The following is a 14,262-nucleotide window of genomic DNA, read 5'->3' as shown; positions in this document are numbered from 1 at the left end:
TCCGAGCTTCTGAATTTTGACTTTAGACTTCGTATCAACCTTTTACCCCGCCCAAAGCAATGCCGTTTATAACCTGTTTTTGCAATGCGATGAACACAATGACCAGCGGAATGATTGCCGAGACTGACGCCATCATCATAATGGCATAGTTGTTGGTGTAGTCATCACGGAACAGCGTCATCCCCAGCGGAATCGTGTATAAGTCCTTGTCCAGCAAGAAGATGAGCGGATTCTGGTAATCGTTCCAGGTCCATATGAATTTAATAATCGCCACCGTAGCAAGCACAGGCTTGCACAGCGGAACCATAATGGAAGCAAATGTCCGCAGATGACCCGCTCCGTCAATTCTGGCCGCTTCCAAGTATTCATCGCTGATCCCGTTCATAAATTGACGCAGCAGGAACGTAAAGTAAATCGAGAACATGCTCATGAAGATGATGGCCTCATGCGTATTGTAGAGTCCAAACCAGCGAATGAGCAGAAACCGCGGAATGAGCGTCGCCTGATCCGGAATGATCATGAACGAGAGCAAGGCCATAAAAACAAGATTCCGTCCCTTGAATCGAATCTTCGTTAGCGCATAACCTGCCATGGATGAGATAATCAGGGTGATTAGGGTCGTAATAATCGCTATTTTAAAAGAATTAAAATAGAAATCATAGAAGGGAACTCTTCCCATCCAGACCATCTTGAAATTGTACGCCAGATTCACCTTTTCCGGTATCCATTGAATCGGGAATCGCATAACATCCTTCTCATATTTAAAAGCCGCGGAAATCATCCAGATGAGCGGTACGAGAAATACAATGGACAATGCCCCCATGACAAAGGTGACTACCACTTTGGACAGGTTTTTTCGAAGAAGCTGCATGTACATTCCTCTCCCTCCTTATTCTTCATTTCTCATTTTCCAGGTGAGCGCGGTAATCAGACCGATAATCGCGAACAGCAGCCAGGAAATGGCCGAAGCGTATCCCATATTGTAATATTGAAAGCCTTCCTCATAGATGCGGAATACAAGCACGGTAGAAGAATTGTTCGGGCCGCCTTCCGTTAAAAAGGCGATGATGTCAAACACTTTAAACGAGCCGATCAACATCGTAATTAACAGGAAGAAGGTTGTCGGACGGAGCATCGGAACCGTAATCGCAAAAAACTTTTTAATTGCACTGGCACCGTCAATATCCGCCGCTTCATAAATTTCATTCGAAATGTTCGTAAGCCCGGCCATATAGATAATGATCGTGTAGCCCAGGCCCGCCCAGGAACTGATGATCGAAATCGCCAAGAGCGACGTTTTCGGATCGACCAGCCATTTCGGCGGATTGCTGATCCCGAGATCCATCAGAAACTGGTTGATCGGTCCCAGCGATGGGTGAAATAATGCGCTCCACACCGCAGCAACTGCGATAATCGAAGAGATATAAGGAATGAAAAATGCGACTTTAAAATAACTCTTGAAGAACACGCTGTTGTGAATCAAAACCGAAAGCACCAGAGCGATGGCAATCGGGATCGGCACCGTAAGAACCATATAGATCAAATTGTTTTTTATCGCTTGAATAATGGTCGGATCATGGAACATCTTGATGTAGTTATCAAATCCGGTAAACTCGATCCCCTGGACGCCTGACAGCATATCCCAATCGGATAAACTTAAATACAAAGAAAATCCAAGAGCAAACACGTTTAATAGCAGCATCCCGACGATTTCCGGGGCCAGAAACAGCCACCCGATCAAAGCCTCTTTCCGCTTGGGAGTCCAAAACTTCCGCCGGCTCTTGGGCACTGGTTGTTGTACAGCCTCCATCTAGCATCACCTCAACAATTTGTAAGTTGTCATTATAGTAATACATCCGCCATCGGCAAGAAGGAGGGATTATGACCAGCCATGTGCAAGATTTTGACCTAAAGAAGCCCCACAAAGTGGAGCCTATGCTTTGATGCTTATTCCAAATACTTTGCGGGGACCCCAGAACAAAAAGCCCCACAAAGTGGAGCCTATGCTTTGATGCTGTATAAGTGACCGAAGTGGTAGCGGTCCGCTTATTTTCGTGCGGTGTATTTCGCTTTATATTCACTGGGTGTGGTCCCCACGTATTTTTTAAACACTTTTGAAAAATACGTCCGGTCCGAATAACCCAATCCCATAGCTAAGGACTCCAGATTTTGTCCGGACATTCTGAGCATTTTGGTAGCCATCTTCATTTTGTATTGATGCACGTAATCCGTAAAGGTCAACCCCGTCATCCGTTTGAAATAGCGCGAAAAATAGCTCGGATTCAAAAACAGATAGCGTGCCATGTCGATCGACGTAATGTTATCGTCAAGATGCTGATCGATATATTGCTGGATCACCTGCAGCTTGGGCTCATTCGTGGAGTTTCCCACTCCCGCTTGCCGCGTTCCGATCATCTGGGTCAGCTTTCTCTCCACCAGTTCCATCATATCTTCCAAGGTGCGAGCTAAAGCAAGATAGGCAAACAGATCCTCATCGAATTTGAGACTGGAGAACATCAGCTCGATACCTCGCAGCATGGAGGAAAGATCCCTGGCAAAGTCGGCCGGATCAATCGACAGCTCTTTTGCGGTGCTGGCGATTTTATGCAGGGTCGTGCGGATACCGTCGAGATCCTGCTTGATGAGTTTCCGTTCCAGCTCCGAAACGTAGCTATCTAGAAATCCCTGAGGCGCGGCTTGAAACCACCGCGATCTTATTTGAGAAATTTCGGATATCGTATAGTCGGAATTTTCGTAAAACTCGCATTTGTCATGAAGAATTTCCTGATAAATGGAGCCAATCGAGCTTAATTCCATTTTGTCCGTAACCGCGATTACGTTCGGTTGAATTTTGAGAAAATGGACGCACTGATAACGCAGCCGCTGCAAATAATTTTGGAGATGCAAGCTGGCATTCTGTGCGAGGTTCACTCTAAAGTTATGCAGAATCACAATGTTCCCCTGCTCCATGAACGGCGTAATCCCTTCATACGATTCGGACAATTCCATCGCGATATTGTAGACAGCGTATAAAATCAGCGGAAATTCCGATTGTCTGAAACGCTTGTCAAAGCTGGAGAACTGAATGCTGACCAGCCCCAGCATAAACCATGGATACGTCCAGGAAATGCCGATCTGCGCCGCATAAGCCAAAGTGGCCTCGGACGGAGAGCCATTGATCACCTTTTGCAGCAAATCCTGCCGAAAGAGCTGGCTATTGTAACTCGCTGCCTCGCGATTAATCAGACCAGCCCGCGTCTTTAACAAGTGCATGGACTTGCCGAGGCTCTGTTCCAGCTGTTCTGCCGTAAGCTGATCTTTGATCAAATAGTCATCCGCCTGCAGTTTTACGGCCTGCTGGGCATAATGAAAATCCTCATGACACGTCAGGAAGATAATCCGCACCTCCGGCTTCATGCGAATAAAATGATCCGCCAGCTCAATGCCGTTTTTTTGTGGCAGTCCGATATCCGTAATGACAATGTCCGGCCGAACTTCCTCAAACATATGCATCGCTTTCGCGCTGGAATACGTACTGCCGGCAATCTGCAGATTGTTTGCCTCCCAGTCAATCATCTGTTGCAGTACCTTGAGCATAGGAACATCATCGTCTATGAGCATTACTCTGTACATCATTCTTCCTCTCCCTCCGGTAAAAAACCATGATGATGACTTTGGGGCAAGTACAGTGAAACTGACATTCCACCCTGCGGAAGGTTGGCGAGTGTCAAACTCGCTTCCTGTCCGAAGGTCAATCGGAGTCTTTGGATCACGTTCATAAGACCGACCCTCTCATAAGCTCCATCCTGCTCGCCGCTTGGTCTTTCAAGTCTACGGTTTAGACATAGGAGCATGTCTTCATCGGCCCCGAAGCCATTGTTGATAATCTCGATTCTGATTCCGTCCGGGTTGCTTCGGGAACGGATCTCAATGCGCGGAGTTTGATGATCGACAAGCCCGTGGACGATAGCATTCTCAACGATGGGCTGCAAAATAAGTTTCGGCAAGATGAGTCCCTCGGTTTCCGGATCCAGGTCAACCTCTAAATGAAGCGGGATTTCATTGCGGATTTTCATAATGTCAACATAGTGGCCCAGCAGCTTGCATTCCTCGCGCAAGGTGGCCGGCTCATTGACCTTGAGATAGGCGCGGAGCAAACTCATCAGAGAATCAATAATTCCACTGTGAAGCGTATCCTTCGTCAAGATAAGGCTGCATTTGATCGAATTCAGCGTGTTGATCAAAAAATGTGGGCGGATTTGCATAAACAAGGCCTCGAGCTCCATCACTCGCTTCTGTTCCTGCTCCTGTTCGATATCATGGATCAGCCGCTGCAATTGATCGAGCATCGTATTCAGCGTCTGCCCCAATTCGGCGATATCATCCTTGCCCTTGACCTCCAGTCTGACATCCAGGTTTCCCATTCCGAACTGGCGTACGACCCGCTGCAGTTTGAGAATCGGACTGTGCAGCCTTTTGGCGATCAGGATGGACATTCCGGAGAACACGAGAAACAGCAGCAGAACCCCCGCAAGACCAGTATAAAAAGTCCGGGAGATTTGCCCCGACCACTCTTTCTCCGAGGCCTCGTAACCCAGCTTCCAGTTCGATTTCAATATGGTTTTGTCCGTTCGGACACTGCCCTTGGTCTCCGTATGATGCGGGAGCAACCCGGAATTGCCTGCGATGAATTCCCCGTTTGCATCAAAGAGCGCCACCTTGCCGAAGTCGATCGTACCCAACAGCTTGTTGAAGTACGAATCGGAAATGGCACTAAGCAATACGGACACTTGCCTCTTCTCTCGGCTGTCATAGATGACCCTGGCAATATAATAACTCTTGCCTTTCCCTGACGAGTCGCCGCCGGCCATCCCAAGCCATTGCAGGGTTTCCGGTTTACTGAGATCGACGCGCTCCATCAGTTTGTCGAGACTTCCGTTAATGGCGGTCAAATCCTCCGTGCCGGATGAGATGACAAAATGCTGACGGTTGACCAAGTACATGCGTACGTTATTATTCAGCGGCTTGGAATTAATCAGGGAAAATACGTCCTGAATTTGTCTAAAATGTACATAATCCTGATAAGTAGCCAGCCGTTTGGTGTCTGCGAATGACTTCAGGATATTGCGAACATTCGTATCGTTCACGATAAAATGGGAAGCAAACGTAACATCGTCAATCGTCTTGCTCAGCTCATCCGTCATGACGTTCAGGACATTCTCGTTGCTGAGCTGCAGCTTCTCTACCATCGTATCCCGAATCAGAACAAATGAAATGATAGAAACCGCAATCAGCGGAATAAAGATCAGCAAAAGAAACGACAGCTGGATGCGTTTGTAGTAGGTGAATTTGAACATTTTCTCTGCGCCTCTCTTATGCTCTTGTCCTCTTTATTCTATCAGTCCTCTGTGCTGGAAGCATTCATTAAATGATGACGGTTGCATGCTTTTTTCCGCCTTGAAGGGTCATCAGCACAACCTCCCCGAAGATCTGCATGTCCTCCACCACAAAAGAATCATAATGGCCTGACGGCGCACGGTGACTAACAACGAGTATAAACTCCTCTTCCATTCCCGGGAGCTGAACACCGCATGCCTCCGCTTGCCCGTCATGAACCCGCTCACCCGTATGACGGTATACCGGGACCTTACGAACTCGCGGAGAAGCCGTTTCGCCTGGACGATGAGGATACAGCACCTGCATGATGCTGATCAATCCTTTTCCCGTCCGGGAGTAAGTCACATTCGCATTCGGTTCCCACAGGTTATATTCGCGGGATATTACACCCTCGCCAACTTCTCCGCGCAGACCGTCTGTGCGTACGGGGATAATCGATAGATTCGCCTCCCCGGGGGTGTTTGTACAGCATATCAATGACTCAGCTTCGATCCCGACTTCTCCTGGCGTGTGCGGAAAATGAAAATGCTGGGTAAAGGTATGCTGCTCAAGGCACACCAAGCTGTCGATCAGCAGCCAAAAATAAGGCTTAACAAAGATGATCCTTCTCCGCGGATACAACGGTTCATTCCCATAGAGATAGCCGTCATGCGCCCCCTCGACATAGTCAAACTCCGGCCTGCTGACCCATTTGCAGCCTAGCGGCGCGGCAATCCGGTCGAAAGACCAGGTGTCCTTGATTCCGGTAAACCCGATTTCGTCGACAACCGTTGTGTTATGGGCTGAGCTCTCCTTTAATGCTTTTCTCAGCGGTGTACGGTCACTATAGTTATACCTTCCAAGATCCGTGAGCAGATCACGGCCGTAGGCATGAAGATCCACGTGCAGCATATCGGCGTGACCGTGGCCTCCGCCAAGCGGGCCGCAGTGAAAACAAAGGTACAATGCATCTTCGTCCCAACCCGTTCGCATCGTATAATGACCGGAATGGGTGAAAGCCCGGCTCTGAGATGGCGGCTCCGCTGGAACCATAGCTTTGTACTCACGGATTCCGTCTATGCCGAACAGCCAGGCATTATCATAATCCGGTCGAGCATGTCCGCCATATCTCAGAACGGAATCCCCAAATAACCACGCGGCATAGGTCAGAATACCACGAATATCGCTATCGTCGCTGTCTCCCAGCATCGGCTGCCTGTGATTTGGCTTCGCCCAGTACAGGGAGGCTTCGGCCATCTCGCGGACCGTACGCCGAAAAGGACCGTCAAGCTCCAATCCGTTGAGATTGGCGAGGTGAATGCAGTCAAGATAACAAGCCAGCACCTCATGATGGTATGTAGGCGATTGCTCCCAATGAATGCCATCCGCCATAATTTGAAGACTCGCCGTCTCCTTCAATCTCTCTTCTCCCATTTCCCGCCACCGTACTGACTTGCTGAACTCGGGCAAGAACAGTGCAATATGGTATAAACCGCAAGTTTCCAGTACTCCCCAGTTGCTGATATGCTTCCAGCTGGTGAACGAAGCAGCCAGATACTCCCCGTGCTCGTGAAGCGAAATCAGCGTTTTACCGAGCAATGACGGAGTCAGGGAAGGGCTACCGATCACGTATCGAAGTGCCTTGATCCAGTTCACGCTGCGTAGACCTGCCTCGATCGGACGCCATGTCAACGTATCCGTCGTAGGTTCTCCAGGTACCGGATTCCGATCGATCCAGTCTCCAAGCTGCTGGCTAAACACTGCTGCATACTTCTCATCGCCTGTCATCGCATACGCTTGTCCCAGCGCCACCCAATAGCGGTGGCGATTCAGCATATAGGCCCACTCCACGTCTTGATCGGGAATATGGCACCAGTCAATATCACCGTCAAATGTAACGGGAATCACGCTTCGTTCCATATCCCATGGAAAGCGGAACAGGAACGTCTGCTGCACCACCTCATCCGCCGTCTTCATGACGGTTTCCAGTTCATCTGCACAGCATTGCTTCACATAATCCGTAATTTTCTGCTTATCCTCACTGCTCATCCACCATCCGGGTGTGTTCCGACAGGAGAAGTGTTTATGCAGCTTACACAGCATATCGCGCCGATGGCCTTGATCGTCTGCATCCTGTATCGAACGCATAACGGGATCCTCCAGATTCAAAAGAGCCCATACGGCATTCACCGAAGCTTCCGTGGCATCAGCGTTCATACCAGTACCCCTTGCTCCCGGTCTCCATCCGAATCAAAGCTTCCAGGTAAAAATAATCCCCCCAGATCATGAAATCATCCGGTGACAATCCGCCGCGTACATGATAAGAGCCATGCTTCAGCAGACCCTCCGCCTCCTTGCCGAGCGTAGAGTAATTTCGTACCAGCGAGGTCATGGAAGCCTCCAGGCTTTGCTCAAAGTCAGTTCTTTCCGGATCCTCCTCATCCAAATGCCCAATCAGTTCCAGCAAGCCTGCTGCCACAATGGCGGAGGCCGAGCTGTCGCGGTAAGTATCAGCGCTTACGGGGGCGTTAAAGTCCCAAAAGGCGACATGATCCTCCGGTAAGTGCTTCAGGAAATACTTCGCCATTCGTTTGGAGGTTTCCAGGTATACACGATCTCCCGTATATTGATAAGCCAGTGCGAAGCCGTACACCCCCCAAGCTTGTCCCCGCGTCCATGTCGAGCCGTTCGTATAACCCTGATGCGTGGCGCCTCCGATCGGCTCCCCCGTATGCGGATCGAAGAAGAAGGTATGGTATGAGCTGTCATCTCCCCGTACCAGATAACGCCGTGTCTTCTCCGCCTGCATGATTGCGATCTCTCTATATACGGGATTGCCGGTTTGCTGTCCCGCCCAGAACAGCAGCGGCAGATTCATCAAACAATCGATAATGATGCGGCCGCCCTCCTGTTGATCTCCTTCAGGACCCCAAGCTTGAATATATCCACCGCCTGGACGCCAGCGTTTCAGCAGCAATTCCGCAGCCTCAAGCGTCAATTGGCGGGCGCTCTCGTTCTTCTCAATGATCCACTCCGCTTTGGAGGACAAGGAATACAGAAATCCGATATCGTGATGATCAAGCACCTTTTTTTCTGCAAAGCGGCGGCGAAAATCTTCTACCGTTCGTTTCGCGCCCAATTGAAAGGCCTCGTCGCCCGTGTATTCATAACATAGCCAGAGAAGACCGCTCCAGAAACCGTTCGTCCAGTCGTCATTGTCATTCAGCAAATAAGCGCCGTCCCTGCTGACGTGGGGAAATCTTGTCCCGAAGGTATCCATGTTCTTCCGGATTTTCTCTACAGCATCTTTAATCGCACTGCTCCACATAACGTCGTGCTCCCTTCCAATCCATCATGATTACGATTCATGATAAGGAGAGTCACCCGGTTCTTGTAGAGCCGATTTTTGCCTTGATGTGCAATATTTTGACTTTTGCGCCCTAAGGTGGTGATAAAGGAACAAATCCATCCCTTTTCGTTGGAAACCAACTAAAAAAAGAGGCTATCCCAAAAGATCAAAATCTTCGGGGAGGCCCCTTCTTGCTGTTAGAAGCGCTCCATGTACGAATCGTTCCTCCCATCGCTGTTGCCCCCACATTTCTTGGAATGGTTCTGAGCAAGGACGAAATGTGTGGGCAAAGGCGAGCGCTGACGCTTGTCCGGAATCGATTCGTCCTCTCCGCTACGCCGTGCAGATTTCTAGATTTTTTAGTCGCAAAGAAACCGTTCTTTGGTAAAGTGGAGGCACGACCCAAAGGAACGGTTTCTTTTGTACATTCAATATACCATGGACCAACTCTATCTTAATTAAAAAGAAGCCTAGCGGTGTGGGAGTAATATCCTGATCACCGCCATGGCTTTATTTGATACACTTTCTGTTTATGAGAGCCGTACATCAAGCAACTAAGTCTATATAGAACGGCCCCTCATGTCTGCCGAGCGATACGGTCTAGCCGGCATGCTTTTTCCACTTTCTGATTTTGGTTCTGAAGCTTTTGAACGGCGCGACGGAATTGATGTGCAGCCATTTCCACATCGGCCAATTGGCACCGGTTACCGTCCACTTGCGAACACCTGAATGAAACAACTCTTCCTCACGCAAGCTGTTGATCCATTCACACCATTCTATCGTCCTCTGCTTTAACAACGAACGTAATTCTTCCAAAGAATATCCATCATACGTATGATAGAATTGCTGATACAACGCCCCCAACTGATTCCATTTTAAGTCAGGGGTTGGCGTCGTAACCTCTTTACCCGCAAGTTCATCCTTCTCCCAGCTCATCACCAGCGTTAGCCATCCCAGCTGATAGGCAATCATCTCTTGGGGTGTTCTATCGACTTCACTAATACGAAGATTCCTTTTATCCTCTGGTACCTCATCAAATTCTTGGTCAAAAAGGCTATACGTTCGTTGAATTTCAGCGATGAACGCTTCTTTGCTCTGGTATGTTTGCAAGGTACTCTCTCCTTCATCATTAACGGGCTTCACTCCTCAGACATATCCAAATTATACCATGTTCAAGGATCAAGCACGGTGATGAATATCATCAATGGGATGTTCAAATCCCCCTGGACTCAATCTCATTCCGAAGCCTTGCGATTACATCATCTAAGGCACTCTCTCCAAGTTCGCCCTCGCCCCGTTTACGGACTGATACGTGATCGGAGTTCATTTCCTTCTCGCCAAGAACAAGCGTGTAAGGCGTTTTCAGCAGACCCGCTTCACGAATTTTATAACCCAGCTTTTCATTTCTTACATCGACGTTCACCCGTATGCCGGCATTTTCCAGACGCTTCTTCACCTTTAACGAGTAATCGATGTAATGGTCGGATACCGGTATGATCATAACCTGTACGGGAGCCAGCCACATCGGGAAAGCCCCACCGTAATGCTCTGTAAGAATCCCGATAAATCGCTCGATGGATCCAAATACCGCCCGGTGAATAACAACCGGCCAATGCTTCTGGTTATCTTCTCCGATATACGATAGATCGAATTTTTCAGGGAATTGGAAATCCAGTTGAATGGTGCCGCATTGCCAGCTTCGCTTTAAGGAATCCAAGATATGAAAATCGATTTTCGGACCATAAAACGCGCCATCCCCTTCATTTATCCGGTACGGCAGCCCCAGTTGATCCAGCACCTGCTTCAGGGAGGACTCCGCCTGCTCCCACAATTCCTCAGCGCCCATGGAATCTTCCGGTCTTGTCGATAACTCGATTGTATAATCAAAGCCAAACACTTGATAAACCTGGCTGATAAAATCGATAACCTGCTTGATTTCTTCCTGGATCTGATCGGGTCTTACAAAAATATGCGCATCATCCTGACAAAACGTGCGCACCCGCATCATACCGTTCAGTGCGCCTGAGAATTCATGGCGGTGCACCTGGCCAAATTCGGAAATGCGAATAGGCAGCTCTCGGTAGGAATGCAGCGAGTTTTTGTAGACTAACATATGCCCTGGACAATTCATCGGCTTCAGCGCATACTCCGTCTCGTCCACTTGCGTGAAATACATATTGTCTTTGTAGTGATCCCAGTGACCGGACATTTCCCACAGCCGCTTGTTCATCATCAGCGGAGTGCGCACTTCATCATAATCGCGATGGAACTGAAGTCCTCTTGCGAATTGCTCCAGCTCATTGCGGATGATCATCCCGTTCGGCAAAAAGAAAGGCATGCCAGGCGCTTCCTCCGAAAACATAAAGAGCCCGAGCTCTTTTCCCAGCTTCCGATGATCCCGTTTCTTGGCCTCTTCCAGCAGCAGCAGATGCTCTTCGAGCTGCGACTTCTTGGGAAACGCCGTTCCATATATTCTTTGCAGCATTTTATTGTCCGAGTTCCCCCGCCAATAAGCGCCGGCCACACTCATTAATTTGAATGCCTTGATTCTGCCCGTTGAAGGAAGATGCGGCCCCCTGCACAAATCAGCAAACTCTCCCTGCTCGTACACCGAAATGACCTCGTCCGCCGGTAACTCGCGGATCAGCTCCATCTTGTACGGGTCATCTTGGAAAATACGTTCGGCCTCCTGACGATGCACCTCCTTACGATTAATCGGCAGGTCTTCCTGAACGATCTTCTGCATTTCCCGCTCAATGGCAAACAAGTCTTCAGACGTAATCGGATGCCCCAAATCCATATCATAATAAAAACCATCCTCAATGACAGGTCCAACCCCCAAATGGACGGACTGGCTGCCATACATCCGTTTAACGGCCTGGGCCATCAGATGAGCCGCGCTGTGCCGATACACGTACAATCCATCCTCTGAATCCAGCGTTATGATGCTTACTTCCGCGTCCTCACACAGCTTATGATCCAAATCCACGAGTCTCCCGTTCACTCTGGCTGCAACGGCTTGTTTCTTCAGACCTGAATGGATGGATTCCGCGATTTGATTCATCGTCGTTTGTGCGGGATACTCCTTTTTACTTCCGTCTGGCAGCGTTACTACGATTGACATTGTTATCCCTCCATCAAATTTAGATTGAACGCAAAAAAAGCACTCGATCCCGAAGGGACGAGTGCGTTCAGCTCGTGGTTCCACCCTAATTTGATCCAGACTTACAGCGGCTAAATCGCAGCATGCTCATCGGATCCTCATTCAGACATCCGGTAACGGGGATGATTCGGTGTTTTCTAGTTCCATGTCGATTGTCGAACGACCGATCAGGGTTCAAAAACACAGCTACAAAGGGGTAATTCAAGAAGCAATCACGGAGGAAGCTTTCACCAATCACTTCCCTCTCTGGGCAGGTCGTTTCAAGAATCATGTCTTTGATCGTTGCTGATAGTAAAGTACTATAAGTCAGTTTTTTCTAATTGTCAAACATAAACTGACTGATAGATCCATGTTAATATGGATAACTTCCAGTCTCCTCCAATACATCATATGTTAATATTTCTGCCATGGTCACTTTTCTTCATTGTTCCATGAGATTTTAATCAGATATCCAACGCCTAAACCAACCAAAACTCCTGGAAAGGCGCTGCCCAGCGCTAAACCGATACCCGCTCCAATGATGACGCAAGCGTAAATAATGACATCTCCCTTGTTCATTCTGTCCATCTCCTTCTGTATGTATTTATGACATAAATCGTAATTTTCTATCACAACATACATCTTACAAGATGACGTAGCGTCGCTTTCAAGTGGTTGATTTAAAAAAAGTAAAGTTCTAAGGGATCAGGGAGAGCTTATCGGAATTTGCCTCAAGCATCGTCAACCTTTGAAATGGGCGGTTAAATCTCCCTTGTTTCTCCTTGAAGCCAAAACGTTTAATATCTTACCATATGACATGAACGCTGAAGGAGGGTTGTCCATGGATATGTTTATAGATTTAGGGATTAAACTAATCGTCAGCTTTTTCGGGTTATGGATCATCACATTTGTTACGGGGAGAAAAACCATCAGCCAGCTTACACCGCTTGACTTCTTGTCCTCCTTAATTCTGAGTGAAATCGTCGGGGCAAGCCTCTATGATGATAAGGTAAACCTATATCATTTGTTATTCGCTCTTGCGCTTTGGACAACGATGTCTTACCTCTTCGAGAAGGCAACCACCCACTTTGTTAAGTTCGGATATTTAACGGAAGGCCGGGCGGTACTCCTGATCGATAACGGAAAGCTCAACCAAAAATTGTTGAACAAATACGATATGGAATATAAGCAGCTGTTATCCATGCTGAGACGGCAAAGCATTTTCTCGTTAACTGAAGTCAAATACGCCATTCTGGAAACGGATGGATCGCTGTCCGTCATGCGTAAACCCGAGTACGAGCCGCCCACGGCTCAGGATATGGGCATAGAAGCCAAGCCGGACACCTTTACGGTAACGGTTATTGACAAGGGAAAGCTGCTCGAGGAATCGATGCTGGGCAAACCCATTGAACAGGGCGAGATCCAATCGAAAGCTCGGGAACAAGGCTTTGACTCCCTGGAAGACATCGCATACGCGGAATACGGAGATGACGGGAAGCTTTATGTTTATTCCAAGCGTGAGGTTCAGGGCTGAACCTGTACCCTCCGATGAAAAAACGAAAGAAGCCTGATAAATCAGGCTTCTTTCCCCTTGCTCCTAATTATAGACCGAATTCAACGATGTACTGTTTGCACACCGTCACATATCCCAGAGACTGATATAAACGTACCGCGCTTAGGTTATCCTCCAGCACATTCAGATACACATGGGGAGTGATTGCACGCCCCTTACGGGTCAATTCCGCGCACACCTTTTTGCCGTACCCCTGTCTCCTCCACGCAGCATCCGTGCCGATATTCCCAAGCTCCACATAATCATCGCTATAAATATGGTATCCGCCGACAGCGATGAGCTCCTGATCCTGAACAACCCCATAGAACGGATTATGAAGCTCTTCCCTTGCAAAAGCCATTGAATGGAACTCAGCCATTTTCGACTCGATCATGTCAAAATACGATGGGTCTAAACGAAACACCTCGTTATCCCCTACAGGCAAATCTTCAAGATGCCGATGCTTCATGAGAAGGATGCCTGCGGGAGGTTTCGTCACATCAACCTCAGGATTTAGAACCTCCCATTCATCCTCACTCACGATAAAGCTCCCTATTTCCCCATCGGGTAATTCCAGATCTCGTTTCATTCGGGTCAGCATGGACCGAAACCGAAACGATGTCTGAAGGGGATAAACCGAAAAGGCGTAGAAAGGCAGACCCTTCAGGAAAGCCGTAACACCCAGCAGCTCTCCGCATTCTGAGAACTGCCCATAGTGAACGGTTTGATTCTTCCGGAACGTTAGGTAGGAATAGTATAAGAAATGCTGCTCTCTATTTATTGTTTCCAAGAGACGCCCCAGTTCTTCAGCCAACAGTCTGCGAATCACCAAGTCTTCTCCCT

General features: G+C 48.4%; 11 protein-coding genes. 1 reads left to right on the top strand and 10 read right to left on the bottom strand.

All coding sequences use genetic code 11. From position 1 onward, the window contains the following. Nucleotides 1-34: 34 nt before the first annotated feature. The 9 genes from AC0VZ8_RS15480 to AC0VZ8_RS15440 all read right to left on the bottom strand — a co-directional run bounded on the left by AC0VZ8_RS15480 (nucleotide 35) and on the right by AC0VZ8_RS15440 (nucleotide 12,446). Complete coding sequence (locus tag AC0VZ8_RS15480; protein WP_071224383.1) at nucleotides 35-871, bottom strand: carbohydrate ABC transporter permease; 837 nt, start codon at nucleotides 869-871, stop codon at nucleotides 35-37. Between the two features lie 18 nt (nucleotides 872-889). Further along, on the bottom strand, nucleotides 890-1,810 hold the full coding sequence (locus AC0VZ8_RS15475; RefSeq protein ID WP_009593494.1) for a carbohydrate ABC transporter permease: 921 nt from the start codon (nucleotides 1,808-1,810) through the stop codon (nucleotides 890-892). Between the two features lie 236 nt (nucleotides 1,811-2,046). After that, a complete protein-coding gene (locus tag AC0VZ8_RS15470; RefSeq protein WP_475487438.1) occupies nucleotides 2,047-3,636 on the bottom strand; it encodes a response regulator transcription factor in 1,590 nt (529 codons plus the stop codon). Next, entirely contained in the window at nucleotides 3,633-5,357 is a 1,725-nt protein-coding gene (locus AC0VZ8_RS15465) for a cache domain-containing sensor histidine kinase (RefSeq protein WP_260067403.1), read from the bottom strand. Before AC0VZ8_RS15465 ends, AC0VZ8_RS15470 begins: the two co-directional genes overlap by 4 nt. Before the next feature lie 67 nt (nucleotides 5,358-5,424). After that, nucleotides 5,425-7,593, bottom strand: a complete 2,169-nt coding sequence (locus AC0VZ8_RS15460; protein ID WP_475487437.1) for an alginate lyase family protein — start codon at nucleotides 7,591-7,593, stop codon at nucleotides 5,425-5,427. Then, nucleotides 7,583-8,704 (bottom strand): glycoside hydrolase family 88 protein, encoded by a 1,122-nt coding sequence (locus tag AC0VZ8_RS15455; protein WP_071224127.1) that lies wholly within the window; start codon nucleotides 8,702-8,704, stop codon nucleotides 7,583-7,585. The genes AC0VZ8_RS15460 and AC0VZ8_RS15455 overlap by 11 nt, the downstream gene beginning before the upstream one ends. Before the next feature lie 621 nt (nucleotides 8,705-9,325). Further along, nucleotides 9,326-9,835, bottom strand: a complete 510-nt coding sequence (locus AC0VZ8_RS15450; protein ID WP_475487436.1) for a ClbS/DfsB family four-helix bundle protein — start codon at nucleotides 9,833-9,835, stop codon at nucleotides 9,326-9,328. 103 nt (nucleotides 9,836-9,938) lie between these two features. Continuing rightward, on the bottom strand, nucleotides 9,939-11,849 hold the full coding sequence (gene thrS / locus AC0VZ8_RS15445; protein WP_475487435.1) for a threonine--tRNA ligase: 1,911 nt from the start codon (nucleotides 11,847-11,849) through the stop codon (nucleotides 9,939-9,941). A gap of 450 nt (nucleotides 11,850-12,299) precedes the next feature. Beyond that, nucleotides 12,300-12,446, bottom strand: coding sequence for a hypothetical protein (locus AC0VZ8_RS15440; RefSeq protein ID WP_260067408.1), 147 nt, complete (start codon nucleotides 12,444-12,446; stop codon nucleotides 12,300-12,302). A 262-nt stretch (nucleotides 12,447-12,708) separates the two neighbouring features. Here AC0VZ8_RS15440 and AC0VZ8_RS15435 point away from each other — a divergent pair, with 262 nt between their 5' ends. Then, nucleotides 12,709-13,401: a DUF421 domain-containing protein gene (locus tag AC0VZ8_RS15435; protein WP_475487434.1), complete on the top strand. Its 693-nt coding sequence runs from the start codon at nucleotides 12,709-12,711 to the stop codon at nucleotides 13,399-13,401. Nucleotides 13,402-13,468: 67 nt separating this feature from the next. Here AC0VZ8_RS15435 and AC0VZ8_RS15430 read toward each other — a convergent pair whose 3' ends face one another. Beyond that, nucleotides 13,469-14,248 carry a GNAT family N-acetyltransferase gene (locus AC0VZ8_RS15430; protein ID WP_260067607.1) on the bottom strand — a complete coding sequence of 260 codons (780 nt, stop codon included), beginning with the start codon at nucleotides 14,246-14,248 and terminating at the stop codon, nucleotides 13,469-13,471. Between the last annotated feature and the right edge of the window lie 14 nt (nucleotides 14,249-14,262).

The organism is Paenibacillus sp. QJM3NY_38, assembly GCF_056173265.1.
The sequence above is the reverse complement of the archived record's forward strand: the minus strand, read 5'-3'. Positions and strand labels throughout refer to the sequence as shown.

Bases quoted from the DNA above. Each gene is read 5' to 3' on its own strand.
- AC0VZ8_RS15480 (WP_071224383.1), bottom strand. From the start codon at position 871: ATGCAGCTTCTTCGAAAAAACCTGTCCAAAGTGGTAGTCACCTTTGTC.
- AC0VZ8_RS15475 (WP_009593494.1), bottom strand. From the start codon at position 1,810: ATGGAGGCTGTACAACAACCAGTGCCCAAGAGCCGGCGGAAGTTTTGG.
- AC0VZ8_RS15470 (WP_475487438.1), bottom strand. From the start codon at position 3,636: ATGATGTACAGAGTAATGCTCATAGACGATGATGTTCCTATGCTCAAG.
- AC0VZ8_RS15465 (WP_260067403.1), bottom strand. From the start codon at position 5,357: ATGTTCAAATTCACCTACTACAAACGCATCCAGCTGTCGTTTCTTTTG.
- AC0VZ8_RS15460 (WP_475487437.1), bottom strand. From the start codon at position 7,593: ATGAACGCTGATGCCACGGAAGCTTCGGTGAATGCCGTATGGGCTCTT.
- AC0VZ8_RS15455 (WP_071224127.1), bottom strand. From the start codon at position 8,704: ATGTGGAGCAGTGCGATTAAAGATGCTGTAGAGAAAATCCGGAAGAAC.
- thrS (WP_475487435.1), bottom strand. From the start codon at position 11,849: ATGTCAATCGTAGTAACGCTGCCAGACGGAAGTAAAAAGGAGTATCCC.
- AC0VZ8_RS15440 (WP_260067408.1), bottom strand. From the start codon at position 12,446: ATGAACAAGGGAGATGTCATTATTTACGCTTGCGTCATCATTGGAGCG.
- AC0VZ8_RS15435 (WP_475487434.1), top strand. From the start codon at position 12,709: ATGGATATGTTTATAGATTTAGGGATTAAACTAATCGTCAGCTTTTTC.